At 63.4% G+C, this 20,307-nt stretch carries 20 protein-coding genes; 10 read left to right on the forward strand and 10 right to left on the reverse strand.

Translation table 11 applies throughout. From position 1 onward, the window contains the following. The first annotated feature begins 59 nt into the window (after positions 1-59). The 4 genes from ACTJLB_RS11115 (at position 60) to ACTJLB_RS11130 (ending at position 3,450) form a co-directional block, all read left to right on the forward strand. Positions 60-491: a hypothetical protein gene (locus ACTJLB_RS11115; RefSeq protein ID WP_440783278.1), complete on the forward strand. Its 432-nt coding sequence runs from the start codon at positions 60-62 to the stop codon at positions 489-491. Positions 492-713: 222 nt separating this feature from the next. Beyond that, positions 714-1,160, forward strand: a complete 447-nt coding sequence (locus ACTJLB_RS11120) for a very short patch repair endonuclease (protein WP_088172916.1) — start codon at positions 714-716, stop codon at positions 1,158-1,160. A 159-nt stretch (positions 1,161-1,319) separates the two neighbouring features. Continuing rightward, entirely contained in the window at positions 1,320-1,823 is a 504-nt protein-coding gene (locus tag ACTJLB_RS11125; RefSeq protein WP_440783279.1) for a YbhB/YbcL family Raf kinase inhibitor-like protein, read from the forward strand. Positions 1,824-2,001: 178 nt separating this feature from the next. Beyond that, complete coding sequence (locus ACTJLB_RS11130; RefSeq protein WP_440783280.1) at positions 2,002-3,450, forward strand: MFS transporter; 1,449 nt, start codon at positions 2,002-2,004, stop codon at positions 3,448-3,450. A gap of 142 nt (positions 3,451-3,592) precedes the next feature. Here ACTJLB_RS11130 and otsA read toward each other — a convergent pair whose 3' ends face one another. The 6 genes from otsA to ACTJLB_RS11160 form a co-directional block, all read right to left on the reverse strand. Next, complete coding sequence (gene otsA, locus ACTJLB_RS11135) at positions 3,593-5,020, reverse strand: alpha,alpha-trehalose-phosphate synthase (UDP-forming) (protein ID WP_020065274.1); 1,428 nt, start codon at positions 5,018-5,020, stop codon at positions 3,593-3,595. 225 nt (positions 5,021-5,245) lie between these two features. Then, a complete protein-coding gene (locus tag ACTJLB_RS11140; RefSeq protein WP_440783282.1) occupies positions 5,246-5,521 on the reverse strand; it encodes a hypothetical protein in 276 nt (91 codons plus the stop codon). A 153-nt stretch (positions 5,522-5,674) separates the two neighbouring features. After that, positions 5,675-5,890 (reverse strand): hypothetical protein, encoded by a 216-nt coding sequence (locus ACTJLB_RS11145; RefSeq protein WP_087751317.1) that lies wholly within the window; start codon positions 5,888-5,890, stop codon positions 5,675-5,677. 91 nt (positions 5,891-5,981) lie between these two features. Beyond that, a complete protein-coding gene (locus tag ACTJLB_RS11150; RefSeq protein WP_020065271.1) occupies positions 5,982-7,382 on the reverse strand; it encodes a sigma-54-dependent transcriptional regulator in 1,401 nt (466 codons plus the stop codon). A gap of 297 nt (positions 7,383-7,679) precedes the next feature. Further along, on the reverse strand, positions 7,680-7,943 hold the full coding sequence (locus ACTJLB_RS11155) for a hypothetical protein (RefSeq protein ID WP_020065269.1): 264 nt from the start codon (positions 7,941-7,943) through the stop codon (positions 7,680-7,682). A gap of 206 nt (positions 7,944-8,149) precedes the next feature. Then, complete coding sequence (locus ACTJLB_RS11160; RefSeq protein WP_020065268.1) at positions 8,150-8,467, reverse strand: DUF883 family protein; 318 nt, start codon at positions 8,465-8,467, stop codon at positions 8,150-8,152. 307 nt (positions 8,468-8,774) lie between these two features. On the opposite strand from ACTJLB_RS11160, the gene ACTJLB_RS11165 reads away from it, so the two are divergent. From ACTJLB_RS11165 to ACTJLB_RS11175, 3 genes are all read left to right on the forward strand, one after another. Next, positions 8,775-9,833 (forward strand): sigma-54 interaction domain-containing protein, encoded by a 1,059-nt coding sequence (locus ACTJLB_RS11165; RefSeq protein ID WP_020065267.1) that lies wholly within the window; start codon positions 8,775-8,777, stop codon positions 9,831-9,833. A gap of 238 nt (positions 9,834-10,071) precedes the next feature. Then, positions 10,072-10,686: a hypothetical protein gene (locus tag ACTJLB_RS11170; RefSeq protein ID WP_440783284.1), complete on the forward strand. Its 615-nt coding sequence runs from the start codon at positions 10,072-10,074 to the stop codon at positions 10,684-10,686. Then, a complete protein-coding gene (locus tag ACTJLB_RS11175; protein WP_408409788.1) occupies positions 10,683-11,225 on the forward strand; it encodes a hypothetical protein in 543 nt (180 codons plus the stop codon). Before ACTJLB_RS11170 ends, ACTJLB_RS11175 begins: the two co-directional genes overlap by 4 nt. A 105-nt stretch (positions 11,226-11,330) precedes the next feature. Here ACTJLB_RS11175 and ACTJLB_RS11180 read toward each other — a convergent pair whose 3' ends face one another. After that, on the reverse strand, positions 11,331-12,677 hold the full coding sequence (locus tag ACTJLB_RS11180; protein WP_013338552.1) for an ABC transporter ATP-binding protein: 1,347 nt from the start codon (positions 12,675-12,677) through the stop codon (positions 11,331-11,333). 94 nt (positions 12,678-12,771) lie between these two features. After that, positions 12,772-14,523, reverse strand: coding sequence for an ABC transporter permease (locus ACTJLB_RS11185; RefSeq protein WP_131319740.1), 1,752 nt, complete (start codon positions 14,521-14,523; stop codon positions 12,772-12,774). 753 nt (positions 14,524-15,276) lie between these two features. Between ACTJLB_RS11185 and ACTJLB_RS11190 the strand changes: the two genes are divergently transcribed. Further along, the gene (locus ACTJLB_RS11190; RefSeq protein WP_027804193.1) at positions 15,277-16,962 is read left to right on the forward strand and encodes a sensor domain-containing diguanylate cyclase; all 1,686 of its coding nucleotides are present in this window, start codon (positions 15,277-15,279) and stop codon (positions 16,960-16,962) included. A gap of 113 nt (positions 16,963-17,075) precedes the next feature. Next, on the forward strand, positions 17,076-17,342 hold the full coding sequence (locus tag ACTJLB_RS11195) for a hypothetical protein (protein WP_440783286.1): 267 nt from the start codon (positions 17,076-17,078) through the stop codon (positions 17,340-17,342). 151 nt (positions 17,343-17,493) lie between these two features. On the opposite strand, the gene ACTJLB_RS11200 is transcribed toward ACTJLB_RS11195, so the two are convergent. Both ACTJLB_RS11200 and ACTJLB_RS11205 read right to left on the reverse strand, forming a co-directional pair. After that, a complete protein-coding gene (locus tag ACTJLB_RS11200) occupies positions 17,494-18,810 on the reverse strand; it encodes an ATP-binding protein (RefSeq protein WP_020065258.1) in 1,317 nt (438 codons plus the stop codon). Next, positions 18,794-19,519 carry a response regulator gene (locus ACTJLB_RS11205; protein WP_013338547.1) on the reverse strand — a complete coding sequence of 242 codons (726 nt, stop codon included), beginning with the start codon at positions 19,517-19,519 and terminating at the stop codon, positions 18,794-18,796. The genes ACTJLB_RS11200 and ACTJLB_RS11205 overlap by 17 nt, the downstream gene beginning before the upstream one ends. Positions 19,520-19,739: 220 nt before the next feature. Here ACTJLB_RS11205 and ACTJLB_RS11210 point away from each other — a divergent pair, with 220 nt between their 5' ends. Then, positions 19,740-20,276 carry a periplasmic heavy metal sensor gene (locus ACTJLB_RS11210; protein WP_020065257.1) on the forward strand — a complete coding sequence of 179 codons (537 nt, stop codon included), beginning with the start codon at positions 19,740-19,742 and terminating at the stop codon, positions 20,274-20,276. The last annotated feature ends 31 nt before the right edge of the window (positions 20,277-20,307 follow it).

Below are 20,307 nucleotides of genomic sequence, written 5' to 3' on the forward strand. Positions count from 1 at the left end.
GGCTCGCGATGTGAAGACGATCCAGCACTGGTAAAACAGGAAGAAGAGAGGCGTCGAACATGAAAAGAGACCATACCGCGCGAGCGTCGTCACGCGACAGCGAGCAGGATCCGGCCGCGTGCACCGTCGTCGCTACGGATAACGAAGCGCAGAAGAACAAGGAGGCGGCAAAGCGCAAGAGGCTGAGTGCGTCGAACCTCGACGCCATCATGACGCCGGGAGTCCGATACACCTGCGTCGCGCTCGCGAACCAGTTGAACAGCAGTACGCGGCAAGTGAAGGCTTCGCTGAGCCAGTTAGTCAGCGCCGGCACGATTCGCCACGTGCAGGAAGACCGCATCGGCAGATACTGGGTTCCCACCAAGGAAGAGAGGCGCGAGTTCGAGCAAGGGCGCCGTGAGCGCAGAAGGTCGCTTGGCCATATGCTCGAAGGTTACGACTCCGAGTTGCGCCGGATACAAAGTCTCTGCATGCTCGTGCGCAGATCGTGATCGTGACGACAGCCGTTTTTGCGTAAACTGGCAAATGCCGGCATTCGCCGGCTTGCTTGCGCGCATCGAATTAAACTGCCGGCGACGCCCGACGTGGCGCGCATCGTGCTCCCGCGTATGCAATCGCTGCTTACCGAGGAGCCATCGAATGAGTCGACAGAAGTCCCTTCCTCACACGCCGACGCACTGCGGCCGCGCGCGGTGCGGCTTCGAAAGCTAGCAATGGTCGATATCGTCGATAGCGCGACCCGCAGCCGCATGATGTCCGGCATTCGCGGGCGCAACACCAAGCCCGAAGTTCTGATCCGCAGCCTGCTGCATCGGCAGGGCTTTCGCTTTCGTCTCGATGCGCGCGATCTGCCGGGACGTCCCGACATCGTGCTGCCCCGCTATCGCGCCGTCGTGCTCGTGCACGGCTGCTTCTGGCATGGCCACGACTGTCATCTTTTCAAATGGCCGCAGACGCGCCCCGAGTTCTGGCGCGAGAAGATTGGCCGTAATCGCAGCAACGACGACAAGGTGCGCGCCGCATTGCTCGCTGGCGGCTGGCGCGTCGCGGTCGTATGGGAATGCGCTTTGCGTGGCGCCAATCGCGATATAGAAGGGGTGCTGACGCGGCTCGTCGAATGGCTGAGAAGCGACGCGCCGAGCTTCGAGGAGCGCGCGTAGCACCTTACACCGGGCGTTGCAGCGAGCGAACCGAAAGCACGCGGTGATACACTCAATCGGCTTACCCGAAGCGACGCTCGGCCGCCCGGCATGACGTCGGCGCGGCGCTGAAACCGTTCGCTTCGGCCATCGAAAACCCGTCAAGAAGGGAGGCACATAATGGCTGATTTCCGTCTCTGGTCCGACGATTTCTCCAACAACGGCTTCATGCCGAAGGCACACGAATACAGCGACAAAGCCTTTGGCGTCGATGGAGAAAACATTTCGCCCGCGCTGCAGTGGGAAGGCGCGCCAGCTGACACGCAGAGCTTCGCGCTCACCGTGCACGATCCCGACGCGCCGACTGGCAGCGGGTTCTGGCACTGGGTGGTGGTGAACATTCCCGCCGACGTGCGTTCGCTGCCGCGCAACGCCGGCAAGGCCGACGGGTCGCAGCTGCCGCAAGGCGCGCTGCAGGTGCGCAACGACTACGGCACGGTCGGCTTCGGCGGTGCTGCGCCTCCGCGCGGCGACAAGACACATCGCTACATCTTCCGCCTGCATGCGCTGAGCGTGCCGCATCTGCCGATCAATGCAGAAACCACCAATGCGGTCGCGCGTTTCATGACGCATATGAACGAGATCGACTCGACGACTCACACCGGCCTCTACGAACTCAAATAACGGCAAGCTTGCGATGCCGCGCCGCCCGAGCGCGGCGCGCATGTGACATGGGCGATGCCGGCGCGCTCATCCGTTGCGCGCCGGCATCGCCGCGTCCCGCGAACCGTTTTGCAACGGCGCGCGATACCCACGGCTCGCTGTCCGACCGGCGGTTTGTCCAAGGCACATTCAACAACCGATGCACGCACAACCATCGCGCAATAGTGGCGCAGTACCGCCCGACGCAGAGCGGACAGGCGCTCCCGACAGCGCCGCAGCGTCCAATCCCGAACACGGCCTGCCGACGCCGCAACGCTATTGGTCGATGCTGGTCATTGCGCTCGCCCTCACGCTGGCAGTACTCGACAGCGCCATTGCCAATGTCGCGTTGCCCACTATCGCGCGAAACCTCCGGGCGAGTGCGGCCGGCTCCATCTGGGTCGTCAACGCGTATCAGCTTGCCATCACCATTTCGCTGCTGCCGCTGGCGTCGCTTGGCGACCGCATCGGCTATCGGCGCATTTATCTCGGTGGCCTGATTCTGTTCACGGTCGCGTCTTTCGGCTGCGCGCTTTCTACGTCGCTGTCGACGCTCGCGATTGCACGCGTCGTGCAGGGCTTCGGCGCGGCGGGTGTCATGAGCGTGAACACGGCGCTCGTCCGCATGATCTATCCGCCGACGCAACTCGGGCGCGGCGTCGCAATCAATGCGATGGTGGTCGCCGTGTCCTCGGCTGTAGCACCCACCGTGGCCTCGGGGGTGCTCGCCGTGGCCTCGTGGCCGTGGCTCTTCGCGATCAATGTGCCGATCGGCATCGCGGCGATCGTGGGCGGCTTCAAGGCTCTCCCCATGAACCGCGGCCACGATTCGCCATACGACCTGTTGAGCGCGGTCATGAACGCGTTCGTATTCGGCCTGCTGATTTTTGCAGTCGACGGTCTCGGGCACGGTGAACGGCTCGGCTATGTCGCCGTGGAATTCATCGGCGCGGTGGTGATCGGCTACTTCTTCGTGCGTCGTCAATTGAGCCGGCCGGCGCCGTTGCTGCCGATCGATTTGCTGAGGATTCCGATCTTCGCGCTGTCGATCGGCACCTCGGTCTGTTCGTTTTGCGCACAGATGCTCGCTTTCGTGTCGCTGCCTTTCATGTTGCAGGACACGCTCGGTTTCTCGCAGGTCGATACCGGTCTCCTGATGACGCCATGGCCCGCGGTCATCATCATCGCTGCGCCGATTGCCGGGGTGCTGTCGGACAAAGTGTCGTCAGGCTGGCTGGGCGGCGTCGGACTGGCCACCATGACCGTCGGACTGCTGCTGCTCGCCACGCTCGGAGCGCATCCCGAGCCGGTGCAGATCGCATGGCGCATGGCGTTGTGCGGCGCCGGTTTCGGTATCTTCCAGTCGCCTAACAACCGCACGATGCTGTCGTCGGCGCCGCGTGAGCGCAGCGGGGGCGCGAGCGGCATGCTGGGCACCGCGCGCCTGACCGGGCAGACGCTCGGCGCGGCGCTTGTCGCGTTGATTTTCGGAGTGGCGCCGCACAACGGGCCAGTCCTCGCTCTGTATGTGGCCGCAGGGTTTTCGGCAGTGGCAGCGGTGGTCAGCACCCTGCGCGTAACGCAACAGGCGAAGGCGCGGCCGGCCTGATCTACGTTTTTTGCGAACTCAACGACAAAAGGGCGCGGATCGCTGCGAACGATCCGCGCCCTTCTCTTTCTTTTCTTCGACAACCTCGCTCAGACGTGACGAGCGCGCGCGGCTCCGCGAGAGCCGCGCTGCCGCAAAGTCCCTATGACGACGCCGTCACGTCAGCGAGCTTTACCGCTTTGGCCGTCACGGAAGACGCCGTAGCGACGTTGCGCAAATCGCCGAGGAAGGTATCGCGCCACACGGACAGGTTGTTCTCGCGCATCGGCGCCATCATGTCCGCATGGCGGGCCTGACGTTCGGCGAGCGGCATCGAAAGCGCACGTTCGAGCGCTTCGGCCATCTGCGAGAGATCGAACGGATTGACAACCAGCGCACCCGGCAGTTGCTCGGCGGCGCCGGCGAATTGCGAGAGCACCAGCACGCCCGGATCGGCCGGATCTTGCGACGCGACATATTCCTTGGCGACCAGGTTCATGCCGTCGCGCAGCGGCGTCACGTATCCGACCTGCGATTGACGGAACAGCGCCATCAGCAGATTGCGTTCGTACTTGCGGTTCAGGTACTGGATCGGCGTCCAGTCGAGTTGCGCAAAGCGGCCGTTGATACGCCCCGCCTCGCCTTCCAGCGTCTGACGAATCCGCTGATAGGTCTGAACGTCCGCGCGCGTCGGCGGTGCGATCTGCACGAGCGACACACGCCCGTGCCATCCCGGCGCATTCAGCAGCAGGCGCTCGAACGCCTGGAAGCGTTCGACCAGACCCTTCGAATAATCGAGGCGATCGACGCTCATGATCAGCTTGCGGCCGCGCATGCCGTCGCGCAGGCTGCGCACCGGCTTGCGGTCGGTGAACTGCTCGGCGGCCTTGGCGATCGCGTCCGGATAGATACCGATCGGATACGCACCCACCTTGAGGAAACGGTTGTAGGCGTGAACCATGCCGTCTTCACTCGACGTGCCATGATGGCCCCGCTCGATGAAATCGACGAACGACTGGCGATCCGCCTCCGTCTGAAAGCCGATCACGTCATAGCTGCACATCGCCTTCACGAGTTCTTCATGCGGCGGGATCGTGCGTAACACCTCGGGGACCGGAAACGGAATGTGCAGGAAGAAGCCAATCGGGTTCTTCACGCCGAGGTCGCGCAGGCAGCGCGCAAACGGCAGCAAGTGGTAGTCGTGAACCCAGATAATGTCGTCGGGCCTCAGAAGCTCCTTGAGCTGCTTGGCGAGCGTCGCGTTGACGCGCTGATAGCCCGCATATTCCTGTCGATCGTACCGCGACAGGTCATTGCGATAGTGAAACGTCGGCCACAGCGTCGCATTCGAAAAGCCGCGGTAATACTGGTCGTAGTCACGCTTGGTCAGGCCAACGGTCGCATAGGTCACGTTGCCTTGTTTCTCAATCAGCGGCGGGGACGGCTCGCTCACCGTCTCACCGCTCCAGCCAAACCAGACTCCGCCGGTTTCCTTCAACGCATCCAGCACGCCGATCGCCAGGCCGCCCGCTGCGGGCCGCCCTTCCTGGGTCGGCGCAACACGATTCGATACCACGATCAGTCTGCTCATTGGTGCTCCACCTAGTTCAGTTGTTTCGTTGCATACGGACATGTGCCAAAAAGGTGCATGCAAGTCGCGTGCCGTTTTTGCGGAAGCGGAGGACAAAAAATGTATGCAAATGTGACGGGCGAGCAAAAACCCGCAGCACGGGAACGCCGCGAAGAACTTCCTTCCGTTTCCTACGACGAACCGGCGAACGCCGTTCTCGCGTGATTATTTGCTGGGCGGAGAGCCTCACGCGTCCTGCTCGGAGCCCAAGTCGCGCTGGTAGTCGAGACCTTCCGGGCGGACGCCGCCCTGGTTGTACTCCCCGTTAGGTGGTGCGTGCGGAGCGACGCGATTCTGCGCGGACGGATCGTGGTGAGGCGCCTGAGGGGCGGGTGCGGCCGATGAATCAGGCGCGGGCGCGGGGGGCGACTCGGTAGAAAGCGGCGGACCATTCCTGGTCGCCGGGGGACGGCCGTCGCGCTTGGAGTGACGCGCCGAACGCCGCAGTGCTGGATGTCTCATGGTCGATGCCTCCGGGCAAAGCCGCGCCGCCCAGGCAGTGGCGGCATCTACAAGTCTCGGAACGACGCCGTAACTGCCGGTAAAACGTGCGCCGCATTTGTAACATGTACACAAGTTTGCGGCGCGTGGCTAGGGCGCAACCCGCTGGCCATGTCAGAGTTGCAGAGAGATTGGCGGGCGCTGACTGGCTTGGGGAGTTTGCGTGGGCTGCGGCGGCGGATCGCCGATCGGCGGCTCGACCGGTTCGATCGGCTGAGGACTCGGGTCGGGCACAGTGTCGGGTTCGCCCGGCGTCGGCGGCTCGATCGGCTCCGGACGATGTGCATGCTTTTGAAGCGGCGACGCGGGAGCGGCAACGTGTTCCGGCATGTCAGTGATCCTCGTTATGCGTTCTACCGAGACGCAGCAAGGGTCGTGCCGTTACCGAAGCGCTCCCGGCTAAAGCGGGGGCGACTGAACGCTAAGCGTCCGCGCCGCCCAGCGCGCGCGATTCGTCGGCGGAATCGCCTTCTTCACGTGCGTCGTTGCCGTATTCCACGAGGCGGTTATACAGCGTCTTCAGGCTGATGCCGAGAATCTCGGCAGCGCGCGTCTTCACGCCGCCGCACTGCTCGAGCGTGGCCAGAATCAGTTGACGATCCGCTTCTGCGAGCGACGTGCCGAACGGGATGGTGATCGCCGTACCGGCCGCCGGCTTCGACAGCGTGATCTGCAGCGGCACGGTGGCCGTGCTGTCCGAATCCGTGCCGGACATGATGTGCGCGCGCTGCACGTAGTTCTTCAGTTCGCGCACGTTGCCAGGCCACGGGTACGACAACAACATCTCCTTCACCGCGGGCGGGAAATGTTTGCGCGTGCCATGACGCTCGTTGAGCTCGTCGAGAAACGCCTGGGCCAGCAACTCCACGTCTTTGCCCCGGTCGCGCAGCGGCGGCAAGCTGATCGGGAATACGTTCAGCCGGTGGTAAAGGTCCAGCCGCAGCTTGCCTTCCAGCACCGCCTGCTCCGGATCGCGGTTGGTCGCGGCGATCAGGCGCACGTCCGTTTCGATTTCCTTTGTCGTGCCCACGCGCATGAACATGCCCGTTTCGAGCACGCGCAAAAGCTTGACCTGCAGCTCGATCGGCATTTCCGTGATTTCGTCGAGAAACAGCGTGCCGCCGTTCGCGCGCTCGAAATAGCCCTTGTGCTGACGGTCGGCGCCGGTGAACGAGCCGCGCTCGTGACCGAACATTTCCGATTCGATCAGATTCGGCGAGATCGCGCCGCAGTTCACGGCGAGAAACGCATGCTTGCGACGCAAGCTCAGTTCGTGCAGCGTCTGCGCGGCCACTTCCTTGCCGGTGCCCGACTCGCCGACCAGCATGACCGAAGCTGCCGTGGGCGCAACGCGGCCGATCTGGTCGTAGACCTCCTGCATCGCCGGCGAATTGCCGAGCATCAAACCAAAGCGGCCCATGCGGCGCAATTCGCCGCGCAGAGTGCCGATTTCCGCCTTCAGGTCGCCGGCACGCGGCAGGCGCGAAAGAATCGCCTTCACGCGCTGCATGTTGATCGGTTTGACCAGGTAATCGGTGGCGCCCATTTTCAGCGCGTTCACCGCCGACTCCACCGTAGCGTGGCCGGTGATCACGATCACTTCCACGCCGGAGCGCGGATCGAGATCTTCGAACAAGTCGACCCCGCTGCCGTCCGGCAGCTTCAGGTCGGTAAAGACAACGTCCGGCATTTGCCGGACGAGTTGAATGCGCGCTTCGCGCAAATCGCCCGCGGTGGCGGTGGTCAATCCGTCTTCCCCGATGATGGCGGAAAGCGCCTCGCGGGTACCTGCGTCGTCATCGACAATCAGTACATGTGGCATCGCGTCTCGAAAGCCTGCAAGCGTGGGAGAAGAGCATGCGGCGGGGCATGCTAAAAAGGGCGACGACCCTCGCGCGGGCGGCGGCGAATGCGACTCGATGTGAGCGCACGCCAACCTGCCTCAGGCAAGGGACCGCCGATTTCATTCAATACTGCAACAATACACGCAGAAAGCAGGACGTGATCGGCACTATTGTTCTGTATTTACCTATTATACGGCTTTACTGAGACAAATTAACAGTACCGCCAAGGCGCCGCATCCCAGGGATTTCATGCGGCGCCCTGGCGAAAAGCAAGCTTAACTGCTGTGCGGGAACGGCCACGCGTCGGGATGTGCGGAGCCGTTTGCTCCATGGGCGCCGGGGCCCGTGCTCGCCGTCAGAGCCGCGCCGGGCGCGGACGACGACGACGGCGCGGTAACGGCGCCGCCCTCGCCTTCCCAACGGTGCAACTCACGTCCTGTTGCTCCCTGCGCGGCACGGTTTCGCTGGACATAGCGGACCGCGAGGAAGCCGCCGAGCGCCATCAGCGCGCCGAAGATACCAATTTTGGGTCGAGCCATCGTGAACTCCTTGTGGTCGTTGAATGGAGAAAGGTGGCGGCGGCGATCGTGCCGCCGGTCACCGTCGATAAATCGCGAGGCGCTGGCCGGGATAAAAGCGTGGCAGTTTCGCTCTGCGCAGGTCCCAGCGAACGCGCAGCGGGGACCTGGCCATGACCAGCGGTATTGAGCTGAAATTCAGTCAATCATCAGCTGATAGCCGACCGTCACCGTGCCGTCAGGACGCCCAGTACAAAGCCCACGCCGGCTGCAATGGCGACCGAGCTCCACGGGTTTTGCCGCACGTAACGTTCCGTGTTGACGGTCGCCGAGCGATAGCGGCGCTGAGCGTTATCCTGCGCATCGCCGAGTGCGGATTGCAGCGTTTCCACATGGGTGCCCAGTTTCTGGCGCAATGCGCCTACGCCCTCGCCCGGCACATTGGCGGCGAGTCGCAGCATTTCTTCCGAGTCCTTGAGCAGCACCCGCAGATCCTCGACGATCTTCTGGCCGCCGAGTGCAAGCTGTTGCGTCGTGTCAGTCATCGTTTCACTCCTCGTCTAGGGTCAGCGTTCGCGCGCCGCGTTGTTAGCGGCGAAAGCGCACGCGTGTCGGGAGGAATGCGCAAACCCTGTGCCCGGTAACTTTAGCGAACACGCTGTCACGCGGCATTCACCCCTGGCACTTTCGACCGACTTGCGGCCACAGTTCGTCGATAGCTGACACATAGATTGCAGGAAGCGCCGTCGAAGTGGTTAAATCGACTTTTGTGAGATACGACTTCAAGAGCTGTCTCGTTCCCAGGCCTGCGCGCCGCAACAACGAACTCATTTGCACAGGACTTCCCCGTTTATGGCGTCAATCGATGTGGACTCGCCCACTGTGTCCGCTGGCGGCAGCGCTTCCGCTCAGGCGAAGCAGCGCGTCACGGACGGCATCGCGGGACTGAAATCGTACGGCCTGCTTTACGGCTCGTCGCCGGTGATGCTCGACTTGTACGAGCAGATCGAGCGCGTCGCGAGCACCGACGCGACCGCGCTGATCATCGGCGAATCGGGCACCGGCAAGGAGCTGATCGCCCGCACGATTCACGATCAAAGCAGCCGCAAGGACGCGCCCTTCGTCGCCGTCAATTGCGGTGCGATTCCCGACGAACTGATCGAGGCCGAGCTTTTCGGCCATGAAAAAGGCAGCTTCACCGGCGCCGTTCAAGGGCGCATCGGCTACTTCGAGCATGCGAACGGCGGCACGCTGTTCCTCGACGAAGTCACCGAAATGGCGCCCGTGCGGCAGGTGAAACTTTTGCGCGCGCTCGAAACCGGCACGTTCTATCGCGTAGGCGGCAATGAGCTGATCAGCGGCAACGTGCGCGTGATCGCCGCTACCAATCGCGACCCGGCCGTGGCCGTCAAGGAAAACGGCCTGCGTGAAGACCTGATGTACCGTCTGGCGGTTTTCCCGTTGCGCGCGCCGCCGCTGCGCGAGCGCGAGAACGACCGCGAACTGCTCGCCCAGCACTTTCTCGCGCAACTCAATCAGCAGGAAGGCACCAGCAAGAGCTTCAGCAAGCGCTCGATCGAAACGCTGCGCACATGGTCGTGGCCGGGCAACGTGCGCGAGTTGAAGAACGCGGTGTACCGCGCGTTTATCCTCGCTGAGAAAACGGTCGAATTGCCGCATCCGCATCTTGCGTCGAAGGTGAAGCGGCCAGTCACGCAAGGCGACGCGATGAGCGTATGGATCGGCACGCCGCTCGCCGACGCTCAGAAGCAGATCATTCTCGGCACGCTGAAGTACTGCGGCGGCGACAAGCGGCGCGCGGCAAAAGCGCTCGGCGTCAGCCTGAAGACGCTTTATAACCGCCTGAGCGCGTACGGCGACGAAGGCGCGGAAGAAGATACCGAACATTAACCGCGTCTGCGCAGAACTTCCTCCCGCAATCAGTTCGCACCACCAATCAAACCGGCCTGTCATTGAACAGAATCCGGTTTGACCTGCACCATCTTTTGCAATTTCTTGCACTTTTCCGCTGCCATTTACAAAACGCATCCTGCAAAATGCAGCAGCCCATTTTTCGTCGATGGGAAGAGGCGCTGCTTGGTCGGGGCGGCCTCTGCACGCGAACACGCAAGAAAAGTAGAGACAGGGAATGCGAAAGAAAATGGTGTGGGCCGAGTGGTTGAAACCGCGCTTGAAAACCCGCTTGAAAACCCGCCTGGAACGATCGGCCGCGCGTCGGCGGCCTGATGCCGCCAAGTTGGTCGTATTGGCGTTGGCGGTCTCGTCGGCGCTAAGCGGCTGCAGTTCGCTTTATACCGAAGGCGCCACGGCCGGCGCGGGTATCGCCGGCGCCGCGATCGCGGCGCAGGTTACCAATAACGCCGCTGTTGCCACCGGTATCGGTCTTGGCGCAGTGGCCGCAGCGAGAGCCGGCGTGCAGTACTCGGAGCGGGTGGTCCACCGGAACACGCAAGACGGCATCGCGAAGATCGCCGGGCCGCTCGAAGTCGGCGCCGTCGCACCGTGGAGCGTCACGCACTCCGTTCCGATCGAAGACGACGAGCACGGCCGCGTCACCGTCAGCCGAACGATTAGCGCGGGCACGCTGGACTGCAAGGAAATCGTCTTTTCGGTCGACCACATCGCCACTAAGAACGTGCCTGCAAGCAGCGCGTTTTACGTCGCATCTATCTGCCGCGACGGCGAAAACTGGAAATGGGCTTCGGCCGAGCCCGCCACCGAACGCTGGGGTGCACTGCAATGACGGCGCATGCGCTTGCGACTGGAAAGCCGCTGCGTCGCCTGAGCCTGCCGGCGGTTGCAGCCGCGCTATGTGTCAGCGCGACTCTGCTCACGAGCGGTTGCGCGTCGATCGGCGCGGCAAGCGGCGCCGCCGCCGGTGTCGCGTCGGGTCTCGTCACGTCGAACCCGGCGGTCGGCATCGGTGTGGGTATCGCCGTTCAGGCCGCAACGGACGAAGCCGTGGGCCGCTATATGCGCAGCATGCACACCGACCAGCAGAATCTGATCGCGGCATTGGCGGGCGCCATGCCCGTCGGCGAAACGCGGCCCTGGTCGGTCAAACACACGCTGCCCATCGAAAACGGTCACGGCGAAGTGCGCGTCACGCGCGCGTTCGGCTCAGCGCTCGCGCTTTGCAAGGAATTCGTGTTCTCGGTGCGGGACGGCGACGGTCCGGGCGCGCACGAAGACTGGTACACCGCCAGCGCGTGCCAGCAGGACAAGGGTTGGAAATGGGCTTCTGCGGAACCGGCCGTCGAACGTTGGGGCAATTTGCAGTAGCGCGGACGCGCCAGCAAACATTGTCCTGATTACACGGCAGGACGAAAAAACGGCAGGGTCTCCCCTGCCGTTTTCAATAAGCGACGCGCAGAAGCGCCCTCGCGCTCACGACTCCACGTCTTCCAGACTGAAGATTTCGGTCTGATCGTTGTACGAGAAAATCTCGCCGTAACGGCCCCAGTTGATGACCGCGTCGAGCGTTTCCTCGGCGGCGCTGTCGGACAGAAAATCCTCGAGTTCCTGTTCGAAGCGCACGCGTGGCGCGCGGTGCCCCGGCCGCTCGTTCAACACCTTCTTGATTCGCGCGGCGAGCGGCACATGCCTCAACAGATGCTCGGCGAACATCATCTTCCGTTCCTGCGTGCCGAACTCCGCGAACACGCGTGCGGGCGGCGTCAGGAAAATATCGCCTTCGCGCACGTCGGCGAAACCGAGGTGCTGAAGCACTTCGGCCACGGGGAACAGATCGTCCACCTCCAGATGCAGCGAGCGTGCGATTTCCGGCATGTCCGCGCGGCCGTGATACGGCGCGGCGGCCAGCGTCTCGATCAGACCAGCCATCAGGTTGGTCGACACATGCGGCAACCAGCTGTGCAGCTCCAGACCCTTCCTCGTTTTCTCGTCCGTCTGACGCGCGGTCATCTTGGCGTAGATTTCGTCGACCAGACGGCGGAACGCAGGGTCGAGACGATTGCGCGGATGCTTGAACGGCACCTTGATCTCGGCGATGACGCGGCCCGGATTCGACGACAACACCAGAATCCGGTCGCACATGAACACGGCTTCCTCGATGTTGTGAGTAACGATCAGCACGGCCTTGATCGGCATGCGGCCCTGCGTCCACAAGTCAAGCAGGTCGGTACGCAGCGTTTCGGCGGTCAGCACGTCGAGCGCGGAGAACGGTTCGTCCATCAGCAGCAGCGTGGGATCGACCACCAGCGCCCGCGCGAAGCCGACGCGCTGGCGCATGCCGCCCGACAACTCGCGTGGATACGCGTTCTCGAAACCGTCGAGACCGATCAGGTCGATCGCCGCGAGCGCGCGTTCGCGCCGCTCGCGCGCGGCCACGCCTTGCGCCTCGAGCCCGGCTTCCACGTTTTGCAGCACGGTCAGCCACGGGAACAGCGCGAAGGTCTGAAATACCATGGCGACGCCCTTCGCGGGACCGTCGAGCGGCTTGCCCATATAGGTGACTTCGCCGTCGGTCGGCTCGATCAGACCGGCGATGATGCGCAGCAACGTCGACTTGCCCGAGCCCGAACGCCCGAGAAGACCGACGATCTCGCCTTCGCGCAGCGACAGGTTCGCGTCGTCGAGAACGAGTAATTCGCCCTGCGACTTGTTGAAACCGCGGCACACGTCCTTGACACGCAGGATCTCTTCGCCGAGGCGCGGCGGCTTCGGCGGCGTCTGGATCGGCGCGGCGGTCATAGCAGCTTTAGGATTTTGCATCGCGTTATGCCTTCAATTCTCAAGAAACGCCGGGCCGCCCGAGCGTTGCACGGCCCCGTTGTGGGCCCGGCGCGAGCGGCAAAGTGGGGCGCGCTCAGTCCAGCCGAAGCTTGGCTTCGGCGTACGCGTACATCGGACGCCACAGCAGGCGGTTGAAGAGCGTCACGAACAGGGACATCACCGCAATACCCACGATGATCTTCGGATAGTCGCCCGCAGCCGTGGACTGCGCGATATAAGCGCCGAGCCCGTGCGCCGCAACCTTCGTGTCGCCCCACTGCACGAATTCCGCGACGATGCTCGCGTTCCACGCGCCGCCCGACGCGGTGATCGCGCCCGTCACGTAGTACGGGAAAATGCCCGGCAACATGGCCTGACGCCACCATTGCCAGCCACGAATGTGGAAATTCTTCGCCGCTTCCCGATAGTCGTTCGGATACGAGGTCGCGCCGGCAATCACGTTGAACAGGATATACCACTGGGTGCCGAGCACGATCAGCGGCGACAGCCAGATGTCCGGGTTCAGGTGGAAGCGAACGATCACGATCACGAATACCGGAAACAGCAGATTGGCCGGAAACGCGGCAAGAAACTGCGCGAGCGGCTGAATCTTCTCGGCGAGCGCCGGCCGCAAGCCGATCAGCACGCCGACCGGCACCCATATCACCGACGCGATGGCGATCAGCACCACCACCCGCAACAGTGTGATGAGGCCGAGCATGAAAACGTGACCGACTTCGTCGAGAGAAACGCCCGTGCGCACGTATATGAAGACGCGATACACGACATAGACGGTGCCGATCAGGACCAGCGCCGCCCACACGATGTCGCCAAGGCGCGAGCTCTTCTGCATCTGCGGGATCTGGAAACGCGGCCTTTGCAACGCGGGCAGCCGGAACGGCACGCGCGCGGCCTTCGCGAACATCCAGCCGAGCGGCACGAGCAAGCGGTGAATCAGGCGTGTGCGGCGGATCAGATCAAGCAGCCACGATTCCGGGGCGTCGCCCGAACTCGTGGTCTCCATACGGAATTTGTCAGCCCACGCGACGAGCGGACGGAACAGCAACTGGTCGTACGCGAGTATCACGACGGTCATCGCGAGAATCACCCAACCGATCGCGTGCAGATTCTTGACGACGATCGCCTGCGCGAGATAGGCGCCGATGCCTGGCAGCGTGATCGTGTTGTTGCCGACGGTGATGGCCTCGGAGGCGACCACGAAGAACCAGCCGCCGGACATCGACATCATCATGTTCCAGATGAGACCGGGCATCGAGAACGGCACTTCGAGCTTCCAGAAACGCTGCCACGAAGTGAGGTGAAAGCCGCGCGAAACTTCGTCGAGATCGCGCGGCACCGTGCGCAGCGACTGATAGAAGCTGAACGTCATGTTCCACGCCTGGCTCGTGAAGATCGCGAAGATCGCCGCGAGTTCGGCGCCCAGCACGCGGCCTGGAAACAGCGCGAGAAAGAATGTGACCGTAAACGATATGTAGCCGAGCACCGGCACCGACTGCAGGATGTCGAGAATCGGCACCAGCACGAGACCCGCCCGGCGGCTCTTCGCGGCAAGCGTACCGTAGACCAGCGTGAATATCAGCGACGCGACCATCGCCGCGAGCATGCGCAATGTCGTGCGCATTGCATACTCGGGCAGGTTCGCGGGGTCGAGCGAGATCGCCTGGGTCTTTAGCGTGGACATCGGCGCGAGCGTCTCGTGAAAGCCGATCGCCGCCATTGCGATGATGCAGATGATCAGCGGAAAGGCGACGAAGTCCCAGCGATTGGGCAGCACCCGCCATGCCGACGCATTGGCGGTGCGCTTCAGGTTGAAGCTGAAATCCATCAGACCCACTCCTCATTCATACAGGCGAACAAACGCGCGAACGAGGCCGCGACTTCGGCGCGGCGGTCTGACGATCGGTCCGGAAAGCGGAAATCAGGCATGGCAAAACGCGTGTGCGCGGTAAATCGTTAGCGTTGGTGACACGTGGACCAGCGACGGAAGTGCCCACGGGTAAGCCGCCCCGCAACCCCCAACCGTCAAGCCAGAATCCTGTCGCCGCAGGCGCCGCCCGTAGGCTGGCGAGCTTTCCTTTGTTTTGGACGGCACGACACTACACCATCCTATGTTTCAGGCACAACCTTTGAAGGCAAATCGCGACAACTTATAGCGGCCGCCTGACAACAGCCCGGCAATGACCTGACAGCGGCCTTCCGCCAAGAGCAAGCAGCCGTGCCGCGAGCCTATTTTTTGGGCAGCCTCACGACCATTGATCGAAAGGCCGGTCAAGCTCATTGATGCCGCGATTGCGGAATTACGCTTCGCTTTGTCACGCGGGGCATCAAGAAACCGGCCGTGCTGCCGTTAAGAGCCTGATGGGTGACGCCCATGAGATCTCACGCCTCAATAACGGTGGCGTCTGGCCCCATGCCGGTTAGAATCCACAAAGATGCACTGCGTTGGTGGCTTATCCCGAGCACCAGCGACGGCGCACAAACGGCCGTTCCCACAATCGCGAAACGCGGGGCGAAACAGCGCCGCGGCGCTGCCACGAATAGCAAGTTGCATGTCTAAGCCAGACGGATCAGAGGGTCGATGAACAGGACAACCTTGCGCCAGGCAACCGGCCCGATCGTCTTCGTGCTGATCTTACTGGCTTGCTGGTTCGTGGCCGGCATGGTCGCGGACCGGATGGTACAGCAAGAACTTGCCGCGACCTTGCACGCCCAGCGCCAGATGTCGGCCTCTATCGTCGACAACATGGCGGAGGTGATAGCAAGCGACCTCGCGATGTCGCGGGCCATTCCTGCAACAATGGCCGAAATGGACGTGGTTCAGAACGCATTGGTGCAATCCCGGAATTATGCCGCGAACGGCGAGACGACGGAACCCGCCCTGCGCGCCGCGTTGCTAAAAGACCCGCGAATGACCGCCGTGAGCACCTTCTTGCACCGCGCGCAGGGCTTCTCCGGTCTCGATCAGGTGTGGCTCGTGAATGCGAATGGCATCTGCGTGGCCGCGAGCGATGTCCTCACCGATATGCCGCGCAGTTCCTTTGTCGGCGTCGACATGCGCGTGCGGGCTTATCTCACGAGCGCCCTGCTCGGCGCGTTCTCGGAAGCGTATGGCGTAGGCCGCACGAGTGGCGAGCCCGGCATCTTCATCGCCGTGCCGGTCTACGCGGACGGAGAACTCACAGGCGCAGTCGTCGCCAAGGTGGGGATCGCGCGGCTGCGCCACTGGGTCGCCCATGCGGGGACCTTCGTCGCCGACGGTAACGGCGTCATCATCATGGCGCACGACAGCAAGCTCGAAGGCCACGCACTGCCGGACTCCCCAGTGACGAAGATGCGCGCAGCGGAGCGCAAGCTGACGTATCGCCGCGACACGTTCCCGGACATCCAGATACACGTGGACGCGCAGGTGCGCGAGGCAGCGCCGTGGGTGTCGGCCGCTGTCGCGGAGCAGCTGTTCGCTTCGGCGGGGCAGCCGGGACCGTCGCTGTATCAGACTCGCGGCGGTCTGAATTCGGGGCTGTCGGCGCATCTCGTCGAGCCGTTACCCGCCTGGCCCGAACTGCTGCGCAACCATAAGCGCGATCATCTGCTGGTATTCCTGACGCTGGCCGGCACCGTCGCGCTTGCATGGGTGATCACCGTCTCGTACGTGCGCGAGCGGCGTCACCATCGGGCCACGCGCGATCTTGCCGAACAGTTGCAATCGGCCAATACGCTGCTGTCGGCGGAGGCGCGTCATGACGCATTGACCGGCGCGCTGTCGCGCCGCTATTTCCTCGACTTGCTGCGCCATGAAATCGACCGTGCGCATCTGGGCAATCAGCCACTGTGCATGGCTATCGCGGACCTCGATCACTTCAAGCAGATCAACGACCGCTTCGGCCATGCCGCGGGCGACCGCGCGCTGGAACATTTCGTCGACACGTGCCGTGCGGAACTGCGCGGTGCCGATGCGATCGGCCGGCTCGGCGGGGAAGAGTTCGGGTTGCTGCTGCCGGCCACCGATCTTGCCGGCGGCCGCGAAGTGGTCGAACGCTTGCGCCTGCGCCTGAAGGCCGTGCCGTCGGCGAAGCTGCCCGCCTCGGTCACGCTCAGCGTGAGCATCGGCATCACCGAACTTTCCGTGGACGACCTCCCCGAACGGATCATGAGCCGCGCCGACACGGCGCTCTACGCCGCGAAGACCGGCGGCCGCGACCGCACCGAAGCACTGCCGCCCGACGACACCGCGCCGTCCGCGCGAACGGTGGCCAACATCTGGTAACCGTGCGTCCGCTGTCTGACGCAACGCAAGCCGAAGCGCCGGGCTTCCCGCAAGCAAGCAGGTATGATCGACACTGACCTTGGTTGTAGATACCGCTTTAACGGGAGATTCGCATGAAGGGAAATCTGATCATCGTTTGCCGCGATCAGGATGCTGACGCGTTTGACCATCTGCTGGCCGAATACGGCGCGTTTCAGACGCGCCTGTCGTCCACGGCCTGGTATCTGAAGCTGGATGTCGCGCCGGAGGTCATTCAGGAAGAAATCCTCGCGCGCCTCGGCAAGTACACGACGCACTATATTTTCGAAGCCGAAACCGTGACGTGGAATACGGTGGATAGCGAAGCGGCGAATGCGCTGAACACGCTCTTCTCCGACTAGCGCGGCGCTTGGCCCAGCTCGATGCCGCGTTCTGGTTCCGCACCCACGTTCATCAAGACGGGTTGAAATGAGGCTCGAGCAGCGGGCATCGTGCCAAGGGCGCGGGCAACAGCAGCGAAAGACGCGGCGCACGGCCGCGCCTCTGACCACATCACCAGACGCTTTCCGAGGCCGTCTTCACCTGAGGCACGGCGGAAAACGGAAAGCTCATCAAGACCCGCAAGCCACGGCCGCCGTGGTTGCCGATCTCCCACTCTCCGCCCGCGCGCCGAACCAGCCGCTCGACGATGGCGAGCCCCAAACCGCTGTGACCGTTGCCGCCGCGCGCCGGATCGAGCCGCACGAAAGGCCGGCTTGCATTGACGAGATCCTGCGCGGCAATGCCCTTGCCGTTGTCGCTCACCGACAGCGTGAAGCCTTCCGCGGTGCGTGCAGTGGCAACGACGACTGGCGGCGCGCCATAGGCGTGCGCGTTGTCGAGCAGGTTCGACAGAATTCTGTCGAGCGTCGCGGCGGGAAGGCGGAAACCGGGACCCGCCCGCAGGTCGGTTTCCACGGTCGGCGCGCCCGAGGCCACTGCGCGATAACTGCGCACGACCCGTTCGCATTGCGCGTCGACTTCGACCGGTTCGCTGCGGTCGGCGCCGTCGTGCGCGAACACCAGGAACTGCTCGACGATGTGCGTCATGGAATCGACATCGCGCACGACGCCGTCGCGCATCTTGGCTTCATCCATCATTTCGGCACGCAGCCGCAAGCGCGCGAGCGGCGTCTTCAGATCGTGTGCGACACCCGCGAGCATCACCGCGCGGTCGTTCTCGGTACGCGCGACTTCCTGAACCATCTGATTGAAGCCGTGCGTCAATTGCCTCAACTCGCGCGGTCCGCGCTCGGGCACGGGCGGCACCGGCAGGCCACGGCCGAACCGCGCAACCGCCTGGGCTAGCGAGCGCAGAGGCTGCTGCAGCGCCCATGCGGCGAAGAGTGCCGCCATGACCGCGAACGAGAAGATCATGACGAGCCACAGCACGGTGCGGTCGAGCGAACGCGGCGGTCGCAGCGGCTGAACCGGCACGACGATCCAGCTGTGGTCGGCGGTTCCGCGCACCCACAGCGTGGGTGGGCCGCCCGGCAAGCCGGCGCGCACCTGTGTGCCGGACGGCATGCGGTCGCGAACGTCTTCGATAAAACGTTCCAGGGGCGGCGGCATGTTCGGGGATTCCGGCGGCACCTCGGGGCTCGTCGGATCGACCAGTTTCACACGCGAGGGCAACGGCTGGTCGGGGTTACGGACAACGTGCTGACGCACCGCGTCGACGAGGAAAGTGGCTTCTTCGACGGCGTAGCGCGCTTGCAACTGGTTGCGCTCGAGGCGCATGAGCGCGTACCACGCGAAATGCGACAGCAGCAACACCGCGACGACCAGCAACGCCAGCCGCCCGAACAGCGAATCAATGGGCCGGCGCATGCTGTTCGCCGTCGGGCACGAACACGTAGCCCCGCCCGCGCACTGTCTGGATGAAGCGCGGCGTGGACGGATCCGTTTCGAGGATGCGCCGCAGACGCCACACCTGCACGTCGATGCCGCGGTCGGTGCCGTCGTACTCGGGACCGTGCAGCAACTCCAGCAGACGCTCGCGCGTCAGCGTGCGCATGGGGTGGTTCACGAAGATTTTCAGCAACGCGAACTCGCTTCCGGACAGCGTAAGCGGCTTGTCTTCCAGATGCAGTGTGCGCGACTGGAAGTCCAGCGTGAAACGGCCGAAGCTGAACGGCTCGCGCTGCTCGGGAGCAGCCGCCGACGGCAGCGTGCGGCGACGGCGCAAGACTGCCTGCACGCGCGCAAGCAGTTCGCGTGGATTGAACGGCTTGCCGAGGTAGTCGTCAGCACCGAGTTCCAACCCGACGATCCGGTCGACGTCGTCAGCGCGCGCGGTCAGCATGATGACGGGAATGTCGTCGCCCGATGCGCGCAGCTTGCGCAACGCCGTGAGCCCGTCGACACCCGGCATCATCAGGTCGAGCACGATCAGATCGGGACGCTCGCGCTCGAGCCTGCGTTCGAGCGAGCCCGCGTCGTGCAGCACCGACACTTCGATACCCTGGCGGGCCAGATAGTCGCGCAGGAGATCGCGCAATTCGACGTCGTCGTCGACAACAAGTATTTGAGTAGCCATGGAATGAAGTTTAACGCGCGACAGGAACGGTTTTCGATTTCAAGCAGGCCTCAAGGGTTACCGGGTGTTACCGTGAAAGCTGCACGTAATGGCCCGTAACAGCGGCACCAGGGCGCGTAACACAGCGGTCGATGCAGTTCTCTACGCTGTGTCTTACCGAATGCAGGCCGTCAAAAGTGATCGGATGCATCGTCGGCTATTCCATTACAAGGAGCATGACATGTCCACCAGAAAAATCTCGCGCGCCCTCGCCGTTGCCGCCACCGCTCTCGCCATCGGCGCGGGCGCAGCCTATGCGGCTCAACCCGCTCACGAGGCCCACGGCGGCCCCGGCGGTTGGCATGGGCACTTCATGAAGGAACTCACGCAACTTCATGACCAGTTGAAGCTGAACGCGGATCAGGAAAAGCAGTGGCAAGCCGCGCTCGACACCATGAAGCAGAGCCACGAGGCGATGCGCGCGAACCACGAGCAGATGAAGGACCAGTTCAAGTCGGCGCAGCAGCAGCCGATTCTCGATCTGAACGCAATGGCCGCCGCGCATCAGCAGATCGAGCAGAAAGACGCACAGTTGCGCCAGCAAACCACCGACGCGTGGCTCAAGTTCTATAACGGCTTGAATGATCAGCAGAAGACCACCGTCAGCACCGCGCTGAAGCAGCGCTTTGCGAAGATGGAATCGCGTCACGAGAAGATGCGCGAGCGCTGGCAGCATCACCAGCAGGGTGCGGCATCGGCGCCGGCTGCAAATCAGTAAGCCACCCCAGTAAGCCACACGCGACCGCGCA

The sequence above is a fragment of the Paraburkholderia sp. 22098 genome, from assembly GCF_052045935.1.
In the GTDB taxonomy this organism is placed as follows: domain Bacteria; phylum Pseudomonadota; class Gammaproteobacteria; order Burkholderiales; family Burkholderiaceae; genus Paraburkholderia; species Paraburkholderia caledonica.